This window comes from Kothea flammea (assembly GCF_052161645.1).
Taxonomy (GTDB): Bacteria; Planctomycetota; Planctomycetia; order Pirellulales; family Pirellulaceae; genus Laterigemmans.
On record NZ_CP197414.1, the window covers coordinates 4,578,905 to 4,594,790 of the forward strand.

The 15,886-nt window shown below is 56.6% G+C and carries 12 protein-coding genes; 7 read left to right on the plus strand and 5 right to left on the minus strand.

Features of this window, described 5'->3' with window-relative positions:
- The first annotated feature begins 180 nt into the window (after positions 1 to 180).
- Positions 181 to 1,293, plus strand: coding sequence for a cis-3-hydroxy-L-proline dehydratase (locus tag SH139x_RS17180; RefSeq protein WP_488351001.1), 1,113 nt, complete (start codon positions 181 to 183; stop codon positions 1,291 to 1,293).
- Between the two features lie 43 nt (positions 1,294 to 1,336).
- Here the strand turns inward: SH139x_RS17180 and SH139x_RS17185 are convergent, their stop codons facing one another.
- Together SH139x_RS17185 and SH139x_RS17190 are read right to left on the minus strand one after the other, a co-directional pair.
- On the minus strand, positions 1,337 to 3,019 hold the full coding sequence (locus SH139x_RS17185; protein ID WP_488351002.1) for a prenyltransferase/squalene oxidase repeat-containing protein: 1,683 nt from the start codon (positions 3,017 to 3,019) through the stop codon (positions 1,337 to 1,339).
- Positions 3,020 to 3,252: 233 nt separating this feature from the next.
- Positions 3,253 to 3,825, minus strand: coding sequence for a hypothetical protein (locus tag SH139x_RS17190; RefSeq protein WP_488351003.1), 573 nt, complete (start codon positions 3,823 to 3,825; stop codon positions 3,253 to 3,255).
- A gap of 235 nt (positions 3,826 to 4,060) precedes the next feature.
- Between SH139x_RS17190 and SH139x_RS17195 the strand changes: the two genes are divergently transcribed.
- Positions 4,061 to 5,419 (plus strand): outer membrane protein assembly factor BamB family protein, encoded by a 1,359-nt coding sequence (locus tag SH139x_RS17195; protein ID WP_488351004.1) that lies wholly within the window; start codon positions 4,061 to 4,063, stop codon positions 5,417 to 5,419.
- A 120-nt stretch (positions 5,420 to 5,539) separates the two neighbouring features.
- Here SH139x_RS17195 and SH139x_RS17200 read toward each other — a convergent pair whose 3' ends face one another.
- On the minus strand, positions 5,540 to 6,985 hold the full coding sequence (locus tag SH139x_RS17200) for a DUF1501 domain-containing protein (RefSeq protein ID WP_488351005.1): 1,446 nt from the start codon (positions 6,983 to 6,985) through the stop codon (positions 5,540 to 5,542).
- 33 nt (positions 6,986 to 7,018) lie between these two features.
- On the minus strand, positions 7,019 to 10,165 hold the full coding sequence (locus SH139x_RS17205; RefSeq protein ID WP_488351006.1) for a PSD1 and planctomycete cytochrome C domain-containing protein: 3,147 nt from the start codon (positions 10,163 to 10,165) through the stop codon (positions 7,019 to 7,021).
- Positions 10,166 to 10,525: 360 nt separating this feature from the next.
- Here SH139x_RS17205 and SH139x_RS17210 point away from each other — a divergent pair, with 360 nt between their 5' ends.
- The gene (locus tag SH139x_RS17210; RefSeq protein WP_488351007.1) at positions 10,526 to 11,200 is read left to right on the plus strand and encodes a hypothetical protein; all 675 of its coding nucleotides are present in this window, start codon (positions 10,526 to 10,528) and stop codon (positions 11,198 to 11,200) included.
- A gap of 3 nt (positions 11,201 to 11,203) precedes the next feature.
- Positions 11,204 to 12,922 (plus strand): alpha-keto acid decarboxylase family protein, encoded by a 1,719-nt coding sequence (locus tag SH139x_RS17215; protein WP_488351008.1) that lies wholly within the window; start codon positions 11,204 to 11,206, stop codon positions 12,920 to 12,922.
- Positions 12,923 to 12,955: 33 nt separating this feature from the next.
- Here SH139x_RS17215 and SH139x_RS17220 read toward each other — a convergent pair whose 3' ends face one another.
- Entirely contained in the window at positions 12,956 to 13,819 is an 864-nt protein-coding gene (locus SH139x_RS17220) for a hypothetical protein (protein ID WP_488351009.1), read from the minus strand.
- Positions 13,820 to 14,005: 186 nt separating this feature from the next.
- Here SH139x_RS17220 and hemP point away from each other — a divergent pair, with 186 nt between their 5' ends.
- The 3 genes from hemP (at position 14,006) to SH139x_RS17235 (ending at position 15,871) form a co-directional block, all read left to right on the plus strand.
- Entirely contained in the window at positions 14,006 to 14,233 is a 228-nt protein-coding gene (hemP, locus tag SH139x_RS17225) for a hemin uptake protein HemP (protein ID WP_488351010.1), read from the plus strand.
- A gap of 287 nt (positions 14,234 to 14,520) precedes the next feature.
- A complete protein-coding gene (locus SH139x_RS17230; RefSeq protein WP_488351011.1) occupies positions 14,521 to 15,423 on the plus strand; it encodes a DUF1559 family PulG-like putative transporter in 903 nt (300 codons plus the stop codon).
- Positions 15,410 to 15,871 carry a hypothetical protein gene (locus tag SH139x_RS17235; RefSeq protein ID WP_488351012.1) on the plus strand — a complete coding sequence of 154 codons (462 nt, stop codon included), beginning with the start codon at positions 15,410 to 15,412 and terminating at the stop codon, positions 15,869 to 15,871. Before SH139x_RS17230 ends, SH139x_RS17235 begins: the two co-directional genes overlap by 14 nt.
- Positions 15,872 to 15,886: the final 15 nt, after the last annotated feature.

The following is a 15,886-nucleotide window of genomic DNA, read 5'->3' on the forward strand; positions in this document are numbered from 1 at the left end:
CCCGACTGGCAGATCAGAAATTCGCGTTTCAGGTGTCCTACTCCGCCTCCCGCCTCCAGACTCCCGCCTCCCAAGCAGACAGGCAAAAATTTTGTTAACTTGTCGCTCCCGCGGCGATCCTTGCCCGCCGGGCCTGTTTCATCGTCCCGACAATTTAAGTCTTGCAGCAAGCAGATTCTGATGAGAATAACTCGCATTTTTGCCCATCGTGTTGAACTTCCCCTGGTCGAAGGTTGCTATCGTTGGTCGGGTGGCAAATCAGTCACCACGTTCGACAGCACGATCGTGGGAGTGGAAACGAACTCGGGGTTGATCGGGTACGGAGAAGTCTGTCCGCTGGGCCCGTTCTACTTGCCCGCCTACGCCGCGGGGGTGCGTGCTGGAATTGGCGAACTGGCTCCGCACCTAATTGGCTGGGACCCCCGCGAAATCAACAAGCTCAACGATCACATGGACGCGGCTCTGAAGGGCCATCCTTACGTAAAATCAGCAATAGATATCGCCCTCTGGGATCTGCTGGGGAAACACGTCGGCCTGCCCGTTTGCACTTTGCTGGGGGGGCGTTACGGCGAAGAGGTGCGACTCTACCGAGCGATCTCCCAGGAATCCCCCGAGCAAATGGCTGCCAAAGTCAAAGGCTACCGAGAGGAAGGCTACACGCGATTCCAATTGAAAGTGGGTGGTGACCCTGACGAAGACATCAAGCGGATTCACGCCGTTCGCGAGATGCTCGGCGATAGTGATCGCCTAGTGGCTGACGCCAATACGGGCTGGACACAACACGAGGCAGTTCGCGTGGTCCGGGCTGTGCGAGATCTCGATGTCTACATCGAACAACCCTGCTTAACGTACGAAGAATGTTTGGCCGTGCGAAGACAGACTCAGCAGCCCTTTATCCTCGACGAAAACATCGATTCGCTGGCGATGTTAATGCGAGCCAAAAATGACTTGGCAATGGATGCCGTGAATCTAAAAATCAGCAAACTGGGTGGCCTGACGCGGACCCGCCAAGCCCGTGATTTGTGTGTCTCGATGGGGATCGCGATGACGCTGGAAGATAGCTGGGGGGGCGATATTGTCACCGCCGCGATCGCCCACCTGGCACACAGCACTCCCGAAGCACTCCGCTTTACCAGCACCGACTTTAACAGCTACGTGACGGTCAGTAACGCCACGGGAGCTCCCCAACGCCTGCTGGGCATGATGCGCGCAGGCGAGCAACCGGGGCTGGGGATTCAGCCTAACTGGGAGGTGCTGGGCGAACGGGTGCTGGAGATCACCGCTCCCGCCTGATCGCGATGGCCGGCTTACTGCCCGCCAATCACTGCTCGCGGGCTCACAACGGAAACTCGTCGTCCGCGGCAGAGTCTGCGTAGAGTGGCATGTGGCGATAATAGACTTCCAGAATCATCGTGGCGAAGGAAGTCGAGCACAGCCTGCCCCCTTCTCGCGGACCGCGGTGCCCCACGCTGTCAGGCCAATGCCAAGACCCTTCCGCATGCCCGCTGTCGACTTGCGAATCGACCAACCAATCTCGCAATTCGGCATTAAATTTATCCCACTGCGAGCCGCCGAAGTGCCGCAGCACTTGAGCCGCATAGTAGTTGTAATAGATGTCGTTCTTGAGGACGCCCCGCTCAGACAATTGGGAAACTCCCTCGATGATTGACGGATGCGTCTTGTCCCAACCCATGTACATCCGGCTGAGCAAGCCGATGGGCTGGCAGGGCGTGTGGCCCCCGAGGTCAGCGTGCTCGGGAATGTATTTGTAACTGCTGCCGTTGTCGTGCGCGACGAGATTGAGAAAGTTGTTCGCTCCCACGATCGTCTGGGATGAGATCAACAAATGGCCCATATGTCCACTTTTCAGCGCCATGACCTGCCACCCGGTGACCGACGTATCACCGCTCGCTTTCGGACTGTAACGCCAGCCACCCGAGCGCGGGTCTTGGGCGTAGGCGATAAAATTCAATGCTTGCTGGGCCGGCAACATCAACATCGGATCTTGCGTCATGGCGTATGCCTCACACAAAGCGATGGAGACCAGCCCGTGGGAGTACATGTTGCCGCCCGGTTCGGTAAAATCGAGGCATACCATGCCACCGAGTCGCTTCTGCTTGCCATTGGTCAACAGAAAAGCCAAAGCGGTTCGCACGTTGTCCTTGTGCACACCGGTCATGTGTGTTTGACCAGCACCCAAGAACGGCAAGATCCCCATCGCGGTGGCGGCAAAAAAGGACTGCGACCGCGACGGATCGCAAGTGCCATCGCAACCATCGAGCCCCCGGCAAACCGCGACGTGATTAAAAGTCCAGGCTCCATTGCGCAGCTGATGCAGCGACAACCAACGCAAAGCTTTAGCCACCGCCGCTTCACTCGCTTCGGTCCCGCCGTAACGCTTCAGCAACTGGCTCTTCGTCGCACCACTGCGGCTCGATAAATTCTGACTGTATGACTGAGAAACCGATTGCAACAGTTCACTCGAAGGTGCAATGGTCGAAACCATGTCGGTCATTTCCGGACTGATCGCGTCGACCGATAAGGGCTGATCGAATTCAATCGGCTGCAGCTCCTGGACCGGTTCGGTCGTCGGCTCCATCTCTTCAAAAGTGTCCTCTTCACTCTCCAACGACTCCCCGGGATCAATCTCAGCCAACGTGAATTCTTCAATTTCACCCTCGTTCTCCGACGAGTTGGAAACTGACAAAACATTGATGAAATCCTCGGGAGTGGCAATCGTCAGCAAAGCCAACACCATTAACGCCAGCATGTGCACCAACATGCTGATTAGCCAAGCCGGTACGGCTTGAAATAACAAAAATCGCTTGCCGGGAACCGGCAATACTTGGTCACCCCCTGCCCCGTCGAGCTGGAGCGCTGCGACCGATCTGCTAGTACCCGACCTGCTGGTACCCGGTCCGCTAGTACCCGGGCTCCTAGCGCCCGCGTCACCAGCACCTGAATCACCAGGAGCTTTTGGTGCGGGTTGGCCGTCTGCTGAGTCGTTGACTACTGCCATCAATTCGCCCCGCATAGTGGGTGCCGCTCTGAACCGCGTCGATTCAAGATAAGCCGTCGGAGGGTAGATAAGACTGGAGTTGCGTTACCGGAAGAGCTGTCGAGGAAACGCTTCGAACATGGGACTTCATAATCTAAACGCGTTTCCGCATTCAGTGTACTCAATTTCGCCGACCGAGGCACGTGAAATGCCCCACCCATTGCAGCACACCCTGAAATAACTAGTCGCCTTCCTCAGTTTCCGTGCTGGCGATTCGAGTCTTTGCGGGTGTCAATGAAATTGCGGATTGCCGGGCGTACGCGGTCGGTGAAGGGAACTGCCCCGGCCCCTGTGAGCGGCCCCATCCAACCTGAATTAAGCTCCAGTAATATCTCCACGGGCTCGAGAGGAGCCGCCACCGAGGTCGGTGAATCGGGAATCTCACCAGAAATTTTTACGATGGCGTAGCGGGGATCGGTCAATTTTAACGACCGTAGCGATTCCGACTCTTGCAGATCCCAGCGGAAATGCCCTTCGCTGACGAGTGCCTTGCGGAAGAGCCCCAATCCCGGACTGCCGCTGAGGTCGGTCCAGGCAACATCGGCAGGGTCCACGGGGGTTCCTTCCACACATAGCCCGATTTCAAATTTGGTCCCCAGTTGCACCGCTTGCACTGCCTCGGCACCGAGAAATTGCTTAGTCTTTTCAACTTGAGGCCGGCGGATATAGACGCTGGCCGCGGTCATCACCACTGCAAACAAGGCAATCGCCAATCCAATCAGCACCCCCCGCAAACTGAAGGCGCGTGGCGGGAGTTGAGCATCCATTGATAATAAATCCGAGTGAGAAAAAGTTCGTGCAGGTACGCGACCGTAAGTTTAGCCAAGTTGGCAACATTAACGAAACCAGAGAGTTTATCATTAACGAGACCAGAGAGTTTATCGCAATTCGCCCTAGCTTTGTTCTCCCCCCCCTGCCCCAACTTGGGGCGAGCAAACAGCGATGGATCGGCTATATTGCAGTTCGAGTCGCAAATCAATTTCTCGTTCCGCGAAAAAAATCATGAAGCCCAACTCGCTGCTGTTGCTTGTAATCTTGGCCGCCTCACCGCTGGCATGGTCTCCATCTGCCGCTTTGGGCCAGGAGCATTGGCCACAGTTCCGCGGTCCCAACTCAGATGGGGTCGGCCACAGTGCCCAACTGCCCGATCGCTGGTCTTCGACTGAAAATGTGGCCTGGAAACGCGACATCGCGGGCCGCGGTTGGTCTTCCCCCGTGGTTTGGGAAAACCGGCTGTTTCTCACCACGGTGATTAACACCGGAACCTCCGAGGAACCCAAAAAAGGGCTCTATTTCGGTGGCAATCGTCCCCAACCACCCGCCTCGCCGCATCAATGGATGGTCCTCTGCCTCGACCTCATCAGCGGTGAATTGCTCTGGGAACGGCAAATCCACGAAGGCTTGCCCGAATCTCCGATTCACCTGAAGAGCAGTTACGCGTCGGAGACTCCCGTCACCGACGGCAAACGGGTGTATTGCTGTTTTGGAAACTTGGGCATCTTTTGTTTCGATTTCGAGGGCGACGAAGTCTGGCGACGCAAACTCAAACCACGCGCGACTCGCTACGGCTGGGGAACCGCGGCGTCACCAGTCTTGCACCAGGGCAGGCTGTACTACGTCAATGACAACGAAGAGGATTCCTATTTGCTGGCCCTGAGCGCCGCAACCGGCGAAGAAGTATGGCGAGTGACGCGGGATGAAAAAAGCAACTGGTCAACTCCTTTCATTTGGGAAAACAGCGAACGAACTGAGATCGTTACGCCGGGTACCGGAAAGGTCCGATCTTACGACCTGGATGGCAATTTACTTTGGACGCTCTCCGGGATGTCCAGCATTACCATCGCCACGCCGCAAGCGCATGATGGCTTGCTGTACCTAAGTTCCGGCTACGTGATGGATCCGCTGCGTCCGATTTATGCGATTCGCCCGGGTGCCTCTGGAGATATTTCCCTAACCGGCGACGCGACCAGCAACGAGTTCATCGCTTGGTCCCAGCCAAAGTCGGCCCCATACAATCCGACGCCCCTGGTTTATCAAGACCAAGTCTTCGTGCTGTTGGATCGCGGCCTAGTGAGCAGCTATGACGCCGCCAGCGGCACAGAATCTTATGGTCCCAAGAGACTGCCCAACGGCCGCGCCTTCACCGCATCGCCTTGGGCCTACAACGACAAGATCTTCTGTGTCAACGAAGACGGTGTCACCTTTGTTTTGAATGCGGGAGCAGAATTCGAGTTGCTCTATGAAAACAAACTAGCAGATGACGACATGTGCATGGCCACCCCCGCAATCGCCGGCGAACGCTTGATTATTCGCACAGCAGCTCGCGTCTATTGTTTCCGGAAGACATCCGTTGGTGGTTAGCGGTTATAAGTACGCAAGAAGGTGGACCCCACCAAACTTGCCTCGTGCGGTGAACCAGGTTATTGGCTAGCAACATTCTCATTCACTACGGCGCTGCAAGCACGAGCACGCAAACTTCTATTAACTCAGAATTTCCTGAATGATATGGCCATGAACATCGGTTAGGCGACGGTCGAGCCCGTTGTGGCGAAATGTTAAACGCTCATGGTCGATTCCCATCAAGTGCAGCAGTGTGGCATGTAAATCGTATCCTGTCGTCACATTTTCGACCGCTTGGTAACCAAATTCATCACTCTGTCCGAAGGCTGTGCCGCCGCGAATTCCGGCCCCCATCAGCCAGCTAACAAAGGTCCCCGCGTTATGATCACGTCCGGTGGCCCCTTGGGTGAAAGGCATGCGACCAAACTCGGTTGTCCAAATCACCAGCGTATCGTCGAGTAGTCCGCGTTGTTTCAGATCGGTCAGCAAGGCGGCGATCGGTTGGTCGACTTGCCGCGCAATGAAAGGTAACTCATTGGGGATATCGGTGTGGTTATCCCAGTTTTTGCTCGGCCCACCCTGACCGCTCCACACTTGCACGAAGCGAACTTCGCGTTCAATCAACCGCCGCGCAAGCAAGCAATTTCTCGCGAACGCAGCGGTCGGTTGTTGATCGACTCCATACGCTTGCAACGTCGCCGCAGATTCATCGCTGAGGTCGAGCACTGCCGGCGCGCTGGCTTGCATCTTGGCCGCCAATTCAAAGGAGCCAATCCGGGCAGCCAACTGCGGATCGTAATCGCGATCGGCCAAATGTGTTTGGTTTAGCGTTTCCAGTAGTCGCAGTCCGTCAGACTCGCTGGCAGCGGTGATCTGCGCGGCATCGGCCGGCGGATGTAAATTCGGGATCGGCGTGGGAGCACTCGGTTTAATGATCGTCGCCGAATTCGAGGCGGGCAAAAAACCGGCGGAAAAATTGCCCGTATTGTTGTAGGGCAATCCTTGGGCATCGGGCAAAACCACGAAGGTCGGCAAGTCGTCGGTGAGGCTGCCCAGGCCATAGCTAAGCCAAGCTCCCAAGGAGGGAAACCCTGGATTCACGAAACCGGTATTTTGCAAATAACTGGCTGGCCCATGCACGTTACTCTTCGATTTCATGGCCATTAGGAATGCCAAATCGTCGACGTGCGTGGCAAGCTGCGGAAATACTTCGCTGACCCAACGCCCCGATTCGCCATACTGGCGAAACTGAAAGGGAGATTTCATCAAAGGTCCTGGCGAACTGGTGACGGCCGACGCCAAGCCAAAATCAACCCGCTCGCCATCCCGCTTGGTGAGTTCTGGCTTGTGATCGAAGGTGTCCATTTGGCTTACCCCACCATTCATGAACAACTGAATCACGCGCCGCACTTTGGCTGGATGATGGAGCGTTTTATTCCCCTGCCCTGCACTGTTCCCTTTCGCCTGCTCGCTCCCCTTTACCTCGCTGCGCAACATTAAATCGAGCAAAGCCACCATGCCAATTCCACCGCCGAGCTGCGCGAGCAAGGAACGACGTGCGGCGGTTGTTTTCCAGGCATGATTCATGGCCAAACTGCTCAGTTGAATTGTTTTGAAACATCAATCGACAAACATGAACTCGTTTGTATTGAAGAGGAACCGACAAGCGTTTGCCAAGCCATGCTCGGCGGCATAATCACGGACGGCGGCATGCTCTTCAGCCGTCGGTGGCCGCGAGAAAACGCGTTCGTAGGCAAGCTGAACCTGTTCGTCGAGATCCGCAGACTGGCGAGTCAAGAGCTCCGCCATTAATTCACTTTGGCGGACTACAAATTTATCGTTCAGCGTGGCCAAGGCTTGCAACGCCGTCAGCGAAACATTTCTGGTCGGAGTCAGCTGCGAAGCGTCGGGGCAATCGAGCGACTCCATAAACGGATCGGGTATCGTGCGAAACAGAAAGCGATAGACGCTGCGGCGATAATTACTGGGATCGTCAACATCAAAGCTTTGGTAATCGACCACAGGTGTCACGTGCACGCCGGGGGACTGGATGAATTGTTTCACCGATGGGCCACCCATGCTGCGATCAAGCGACTGGGTGAGCACCAGCAGCGCGTCGCGATACGATTCCGCGTCCAGGCGGCGGCGGTGCATTTTCCACAGCAAGCGGTTGGCGGCGTCGTGTTGTTGTCCATCGACTCGGTCGGCCGACGATTGCCGATAGGTGGCACTGGTCAGCAACAACCTATGCAGATGCTTGATCGAGCCATCGTGGTCGCGTAATTGAACCGCTAGCCAATCGAGCAATTCCGGATGCGTCGGCGCGGCTCCCATCAGCCCAAAATCATTGGGGGTGTCGACAAGACCGTTTTGAAAATGCACTTGCCAGATGCGATTGGCCATCGATCTCCAAACCAACGAATTGTCTTTATCGCTGAGCCACTCCGCCAGCCCGCGACGGCGTGCCGACTCGTCAGCCAGATCGGCAATCTCAAGCTCACCGGGCATCCCTTGGACGCACGACAAAGCACCGGCCGAGGCTTCGCCGAGCGGTTCACCGATCAGTCCCCGGCGCAGTATCTGCACGCTCCGCGGGGTGACGGCGGGACGAAACGATCCCTCGGGCTGGAACTGATTGCTGCCTGCATACACCAGGCTGGGCTGGGGAAGTTTGTCAAGTTTCGCTTGCAAGCTCCGCCGCCGGTGCCAAACCAGCAATTCCGATCGCTCGGCGAAACTCCGCGACTCCGGTGGGATCGCCAACAGGTTCGAGATGTTCGCGGGTAAGTCTTGATGCTGCTTCAGCTGCTCCCGATCGGCGTCGCTGGCAGCCAAGCGAAAACGCCCGATGGTGTGGGCGCCCCCATGCAGTTGGTGCAATTCGACTCGCAGAGTCAGCTCCCCCTCGTCCCGCTCGCCCCCCAACTGCTCGCCCGCCAACTGCTGAGCGGTCGCCGTGGTTCCAGAACCGGGACGGGGATTTTTGCTGGGGCCTTTGTCCAAATTAAAGACGGCGTGATGACTCTGACCCACTTCGGGAAAAATGCCCCAAGCGGTATTTGGGTTCTTGTCGATCGCTCGCTCAACACCCCAGTCCGCTTGGTTAAAGTCAGCCCAGGCAGCAGTGATGGTTCGTTCTCGCAGAGCTGCAGAATCGCCGGCGAGTGCACTGAAGACTCGAATTTGCGTCAGATGTAGATTCCCGTTATCGGCTCTGCCGGGCCCGGCCGCTGGCAACGAATCATCAGGCAGTAATTCGAGCCGCAACGCGTTGATCTGCTCAAGTGGCAAACGGGTTTCGATGACATACACGTCTTTGTCGGGGCGCGGGCCACTGACCAGCACACTCGCATCCTCTTGCACTTGTAGACTGCTGCCAGCCCAAGAGGTCACGGCTTGAGGTTTGAGCGTGGTCCAGCCAATCGGTTGGCTCTGTAAAGCGGTCAGCCATTGCGTGAACTCGGCTCTCACCTCCGCGTCTTGCCACAAATGGTGATGCGCTGCGGGATTCGCGTTGTCGAGCGCTCGCAACTGGGCAGTTAATTCGCTGCGTCGCCGCGCGACTTGGGGATCACGGTCGTAAGGGCGATTGGCTTTGTCGATACCCGCGAAGACGGCTTGCAGGCCGTAGTATTCAGCTTGCGAAATTGGATCAAATTTGTGGTCGTGGCAGCGGGCGCAGTGGATGCTGGTGCTGGCAAAAGTCGACATCACGGTGGTGACGATATCATCGCGATCGAGGTAGCGACCGACTTCGCGATCGAGCGAATTTTCTTGGATGTCACGCAGCGAACTTTCATCCCAAGGGCCGGAGGCCAACAAACCCGTGGCGATGATTGCTTGCGGGTCATCGGGGGCCAACGCGTCACCGGCAATCTGCTCGGCCATGAATTGGCCGTAGGGTTTGTCTTGATTGAAACTGGTAATCAGATAGTCGCGATAAGGCCAAGCATGCTCACGCGGTCGGTCTTGATCGTGGCCATGTGTCTCGGCAAAGTGCACCAGGTCGATCCAACGTCTTGCCCAACGTTCGCCATAGGCCGGGGATGCCAACAGACGCTCCACAGCGGCCGGCCAAGCAGACGCGGAATCATCCCGCAAAAATTGCTCGATCTCCGAGTCGCTGGGCGGAATCCCTCGCAAATCAAACGACGCTCGTCGCAGCAACGCAAAACGGTCCGCCGGGGGATTTGGCTCAAGTCCCTCGGCACGCAAACGAGCGGCGATAAATTGGTCGACCGGATTTTCGCCCCAGTCTTCCCCACGCGTCGCGGCGTTTGCCGCAGGAATCGCCGGCAGCTGCAATGGTTGATAAGCCCAATGCGCCGGCCACGCTGCGCCCTGTTTGATCCAAGTTTTAAAGATGAGTTGTTCGTCTGCAGTGAGCGGCGGGCCGGTCGGGGGCATCCGCAGCGAGTCATCCGTCGAGGTCACTCGTTCGACCAGCGTGCTGGCGGCAGGATCATGCCGAGTAATGGCACCCAGCTCCAACCCGGAGGCTGGACTAGTGAGATCCAAGCCACCCGCCAGATCATCAGGGCCGTGGCACTTCAAGCAGTGTTGCTGCAGCAAGGGCCTGACTTGCTCGGTGAAGCGAACCCGAGGTGCGTCCGCTGAAGTAGGTGCGTCCGCTGAAGTAATCGCCGGCGGTGACGATTGCTGCGCCATAGACTGCTGCGTCATGAAATGCTGCGTCACGCAGGCAGTTACACAAGCGAGGCTGCGGACGCACCAGAGCCAACGGACGAGCCAGACATTGCGCGTCATTGCTTTTCCTTTGTATTGAGGCACCAGCATTGGTTTCATTATGCGCCAGAGGCGTGGGCTGGCCAACTTTGTTCCCTGAATAAGGTTTTACCGACAGCCGAAGGCGAACGCGCTCCCGTTATAGGTACGCCTGCGGCTGACTGTTTAACGAGTACGCCTGCGGCTGACTGTTTAGCGAGTACGCGTGCGGCTGACCGTACAAGTCTCCGGATGGTAATTTTTCGCGGCATTCGCGCGAAGCATTGCCAAGCCTGATTGCGGCAGCAACGAAGGTAGAGGAAACTGTTAAACTAACTCAAAGGGGGTTTACCCACCGCGGGTTCTCCTGGCAATTTCACGAATGGTATGGGATAATAGTTTATGTCTGCACAAAGACCGACAACTTGTTTTGCTGTCAGCACACTGCTAGCCGGGATGCTGACCTGTTCCTCCACTGGATTCGCACAAGATGAAGAAAAAACAGGCCCCGGGGGAGCGAAACCGGCTGGGATTTCGGTTCAACTAGCACCGCTCGACGGAGAAGAAGCCGCCGCCACCACCGCCGCGTCGGCCGAGCAGGATGATCGCAACAATCGCTTTGCCCGCTATTTGACCGGGGCGAAGTTTACGGGTCGGTTTACGGTTTTGGGCAGCGAAAAAGACGAAATGCCCCCGGAAGAATATACGATTACGAAATGCGAAAAACTGCCCGAGGGCAACTTGTTTCGCTTTACGGCGCGGATCAAATACGGCGATACCGATACGGAAGTTCCGATGGACCTGCCGGTGATGTGGGCCGGCGACACACCGGTGATTTCCTTGACCAATCTGTGGCTCCCCGGGCTGGGAACTTTCTCCTCCCGCGTCGTTGTCTACCAAGGTTCCTATGCGGGCACTTGGAAACACGGTGACAAAGGCGGACACTTGTTTGGCACCGTAGAATCTGTATCCGCTGATGCCGCTTCAGGGGAAACTCCCGCGGCGGAAGAACCGGCATCGAGAATTTCCAAAGATTTACCCGCGAAACCTGTCACCGTTTCCAATTCAGGAAAATAATCCATGAGCGTCAGCGCCCAAGATCGCCGCATTGAGTCAACTCGACGTGTTACCGCCAATCTGTCGATTGGAGATTATCTCATCCAACGACTGCGAGACTACGGAATCCACGACGTGTTTGGCATTCCCGGGGATTACGTGCTCAGTTTCTACAGCATGCTCGAGGAGAGCCCGATCAACGTTGTCGGCTGCACTCGCGAGGATTGTGCCGGCTTTGCCGCTGATGGCTATGCTCGACTGACCGGCATGGGCGCCGTTTGTATCACTTACTGCGTCGGCGGGCTGAGCGTTTGTAACAGCATCGCCGGCGCCTTTGCGGAAAAATCTCCGGTGGTTGTGATCTCTGGTTCCCCCGGACTGAATGAACGCCAAAACAACCCCCTCTTGCACCACAAAGTGCGTGACTTCCGCACCCAGTTCGAGGTCTTTGAAAAATTTACGATTGCCGCCACCGAGATCACCGATCCGGTTACGGCATTTGCCGAAATTGATCGCGTGCTCGATGCGGCCGATCGTTTTAAACGCCCCGTCTACATCGAACTGCCACGCGACATGGTACATGTCGTACCGCCGGTAACTCACGCCTATCGCGGAGCGACTTGGGAGGCGGATCCACAAGCAACCGCCGAAGCAGTTGCGGAAACGGTGGAACGCTTTAACCAAGCCAAGCGGCCGGTAATCGTCGCTGGGGTGGAATTGCACCGGTTTGGTCTGCACGATCAATTGATGACGCTGGCCGAAACGACGGCCACGCCAGTTGCCGCCACCATGCTGGGCAAAAGTGTAATCAGCGAACGCCATCCGCTCTATTTGGGACTGTACGAAGGCGCGCTGGGCAACCCAGAAGTCGCCGAGTTCGTCGAGTCGAGCGACTTGATCATGCTGCTGGGCACCTTTTTGACGGATATCAACCTCGGAGTTTACACGGCCAAACTCGATTTGCCGCGTTGCGTCTATGTGACCAGCGAACAGATGCAGATCTCTTATCACCACTTCCACAACGTGGCGCTCGACGGTTTCCTAAATCTGCTGAATAAGCAATCGCTGAAGCGGACCGACCGACCGATTCCTGCGTCAATCTTGGCGCGGCGACAACCGGCCCCCTTCAGCATCGAGCCTGAGTCGCCGCTGCGGATTAGCCGCATGATGGGAGAAATTGAACAACGGCTTGATAACAATACGATTGTGATCGCCGACGTCGGCGACTCGCTGTTTGCCGCCACCGAGTTGATGACGCACGACCGGGGTGAATTCCTCAGTCCTGCGTACTATACGTCAATGGGTTTCAGCACACCGGCAGCCGTGGGCGCCTCAACCGCGCGGCCCGACCACCGCGTCCTCGTTTTGGCTGGCGACGGTGCTTTCCAAATGACCGGCCAAGAACTCTCCACATTGACCCGCTTGGGGCACAGTCCGATCTTCATCATTTTCGACAATCATGGGTACGGAACCGAGCGATTCCTGCACGAAGGGACTTGGGAATACAACGAAATCAACCCTTGGGCTTACCACAAGTTGCCAACCGTTTACGGCGGCGGCACAGGATATTTGGTGACCACCGAGGCTGAGTTCTCCGAGGCGCTCGCGGCGGCTTGGGATGACCGCAGCGGTCCGCATTTGATCCAAGCGAAACTCGAGGAGAACGACGCTAGTCAAACGCTGATGAACTTGGCAGAACGTCTGGGCCAGCGAGTCGGACCGCAGGGTAAATCATCGAGCTGAGCAGACCTTTGGCTCAGCGTAGAACCGCTGTCTTCAGCTGTTTGCAGTGTAGAACCGCTGTCCCCAGCTGTTAGCAGTGTAGAACCGCTGTCCCCAGCTGTTTGTAGCGTAGAACCGCTGTCCCCAGCTGTTTGTAGCGTAGAACCGCTGTCCCCAGCTGTTTGCAGTGTAGAACCGCTGTCCCCAGCTGTTTGCAGTGTAGAACCGCTGTCCCCAGCTGTTTGCAGTGTAGAACCGCTGTCCCCAGCTGTTTGTAGTGTAGAACCGCTGTCCCCAGCTGTTTGCAGTGTAGAACCGCTGTCCCCAGCTGTTTGCAGTGTAGAACCGCTGTCCCCAGGCTGTTTGCAGTGTAGAACCGCTGTCCCCAGGCTGTTTGCAGTGTAGAACCGCTGTCCCCAGCTGTTTGCAGCGTAGAACCGCTGTCCCCAGCTGTTTGCAGCGTAGAACCGCTGTCCCCAGCTGTTTGCAGTGTAGAACCGCTGTCCCCAGCTGTTTGCGGTGTAGAACCGCTGTCCCCAGCTGTTTGTAGTGTAGAACCGCTGTCCCCAGCTGTTTGTAGTGTAGAACCGCTGTCCCCAGCTGTTTGTAGTGTAGAACCGCTGTCCCCAGCTGTTTGTAGCGTAGAACCGCTGTCCCCAGCTGTTTGCAGTGTAGAACCGCTGTCCCCAGCTGTTTGTAGCGTAGAACCGCTGTCCCCAGCTGTTTGCAGTGTAGAACCGCTGTCCCCAGCTGTTTGCAGTGTAGAACCGCTGTCCCCAGCTGTTTGCAGTGTAGAACCGCTGTCCCCAGCTGTTTGCAGTGTAGAACCGCTGTCCCCAGCTGTTTGTAGCGTAGAACCGCTGTCCCCAGCTGTTTGTAGTGTAGAACCGCTGTCCCCAGCTGTTTGCAGTTCCACAAGCGATTGGGGACAATCGCTCTACATTGCGCGAGCCCGCAATCGATTGGGGACAATCGCTCTACATTGCGCGAGCCCGCAATCGATTGGGGACTTGCGCTCTACATTGCCGGCTGCCTGTCCTTGCTACTGAGAATCAATCTCAGTAGCATAGCTTAGGGCCTCTATCCGCAACCACTGTGACTGGCATGGCAACGTTAATGGACAACACCAATGACGCACCGCAGCAGAGTGATCTGCCAACCGTAGCGATTAACAGCCAGGCAGCTCAGGAAATCGAGTCGATGAAGCACCTTCCCAAGGTCATACCTTTCGGCGCGCTCTGCCGTTGCGGAGACGAGGTCTGGATCGAAAATGGTGGACAAATCTATCGCCTCCGCCGCACACGCCAAGGCAAGCTGATTCTCACCAAATAAGCCGACCCGGGCCCCGCACCCCCCAGAGATAGGAATGGCCCCCGGTGAGATTTTGCGATTGAATTCTCGCCAAACCCCTTGACCACTCGAACCGTTTTCATATCATCTTCAAATTAATGAGACTGAGTCTCAGTATTGTTGCCGACATTTAAGCCAGCGAGCGGTGCGGACTTCACGTTTTTCGGGGAAGTCGCTCCTAGCCAGCCACGTTCGGTTCCGCCTGCAACGTTCGTCGTGAACGTTGGGTTGTTCCCCTCGGTGCTGCTGCTTACAAGGAGCTTCCGCACATGCTGTTATCGCCCTCTTCGAGTCGTCGTCGGGCCCGTTTCGCCGCTTTCACGCTGGTCGAATTGTTGGTCGTCATCGCCATCATAGGCATCCTGGTCAGCTTGTTGCTGCCCGCCGTCCAATCGGCGCGCGAAGCCGCCAGGCGAATGCAGTGTTCCAACAATCTCAAGCAGATTGGCTTAGCACTGCATAACTACGAATCGACCTACCAAAGGTTCCCTGCCGGTTCGATTCAAAGCAATTTCATCAGTGCGTTTGCCGCCATCCTGCCGCAAATCGAACAGCAGAACGTTTACAACGTCTACGATTTCTCACTGCATTACACGCTTCCCTACAACGCGCAGATTTCTCAACAGAGAATTGACACCTTCCTTTGCCCATCGATGGTGCTCCCGCGAGATGTCCCCGAAGTTCGCGGCAATGAAGTCGGCGGGCCGAGCAGCTATTTGCTCAACGAAGGTTCCCGCAATTGGATGCCTCGCAACGATGGTATGTTTGGACTGAGTTGGCCCGGCTTCGGCTTCAATAACCAGCACCTTGGTTTTCGTGACGTACTGGATGGCACCAGCCACACGCTGGCGGTTAGTGAAACGACTTACAACTATCCGAACTACGTTTGGAGCAGCCGCACACCGGAGCCTCTTCGCGGCACCGTGCGGCACGGGCTGGCACGCTGGGTGGTCGGATATCCGATGGTCTCCCTCGGTACCACATTGCACCCCATCAACAACTTTACCAACGCCACGCTGTCTGGTTACAGCAGCCAACACCCGGGCGGAGTCAATGCCTTGCTGATGGACGGGAGTGTGCATTTCATTCCAGAAACCATTGATCCCTTGAACTTGCAGGCACTCTCGACGCGAGCTGGACGGGAGGTCATTCCTGATAATGTTATCCAATAAACAGCTGCGACGAACGCGGCTCGCCTGCAAATCCCGACTCGCCAATTGGTCGCTAATCGCCACCTTACTGATCGGCTGCTGTGGCTGTTCACCGGCTGGACCGGCGCGTCAGGCAGTCTCCGGTACTGTTTCGCTGGATGGGAAAGCGGCCACCGATATCAAATTGGTTTTCATCCCGCTTGGCGGAAACCAAGTCGGCGCGGTGGCTGACGTGGAAAATGGCCAATTCCAGTTATCCGCCGAGCACGGCCCCTCGGCTGGCGCTTATGATGTGGTAGTGGAAACGGTGCAACCTGAGCTGGAAGATTTCGAGTCGCTGCGTCAAGCTGGTGAGACTCCGTTTTCGACCACTAAAATTGCGAACAAATACTTGAAACGTGGCGAGCTCCGGGCCGACGTGCAAGCCGACGGAGCGAACGCGTTCACTTTCGAGATCACCAGTCGGTAACCCTAGAATCAACAT

Coding starts and splice junctions, on each gene's coding strand:
- SH139x_RS17180 (WP_488351001.1), top strand. CDS start 181: ATGAGAATAACTCGCATTTTTGCCCATCGTGTTGAACTTCCCCTGGTC.
- SH139x_RS17185 (WP_488351002.1), bottom strand. CDS start 3,019: ATGGCAGTAGTCAACGACTCAGCAGACGGCCAACCCGCACCAAAAGCT.
- SH139x_RS17190 (WP_488351003.1), bottom strand. CDS start 3,825: ATGGATGCTCAACTCCCGCCACGCGCCTTCAGTTTGCGGGGGGTGCTG.
- SH139x_RS17195 (WP_488351004.1), top strand. CDS start 4,061: ATGAAGCCCAACTCGCTGCTGTTGCTTGTAATCTTGGCCGCCTCACCG.
- SH139x_RS17200 (WP_488351005.1), bottom strand. CDS start 6,985: ATGAATCATGCCTGGAAAACAACCGCCGCACGTCGTTCCTTGCTCGCG.
- SH139x_RS17205 (WP_488351006.1), bottom strand. CDS start 10,165: ATGACGCGCAATGTCTGGCTCGTCCGTTGGCTCTGGTGCGTCCGCAGC.
- SH139x_RS17210 (WP_488351007.1), top strand. CDS start 10,526: ATGTCTGCACAAAGACCGACAACTTGTTTTGCTGTCAGCACACTGCTA.
- SH139x_RS17215 (WP_488351008.1), top strand. CDS start 11,204: ATGAGCGTCAGCGCCCAAGATCGCCGCATTGAGTCAACTCGACGTGTT.
- hemP (WP_488351010.1), top strand. CDS start 14,006: ATGGCAACGTTAATGGACAACACCAATGACGCACCGCAGCAGAGTGAT.
- SH139x_RS17230 (WP_488351011.1), top strand. CDS start 14,521: ATGCTGTTATCGCCCTCTTCGAGTCGTCGTCGGGCCCGTTTCGCCGCT.
- SH139x_RS17235 (WP_488351012.1), top strand. CDS start 15,410: ATGTTATCCAATAAACAGCTGCGACGAACGCGGCTCGCCTGCAAATCC.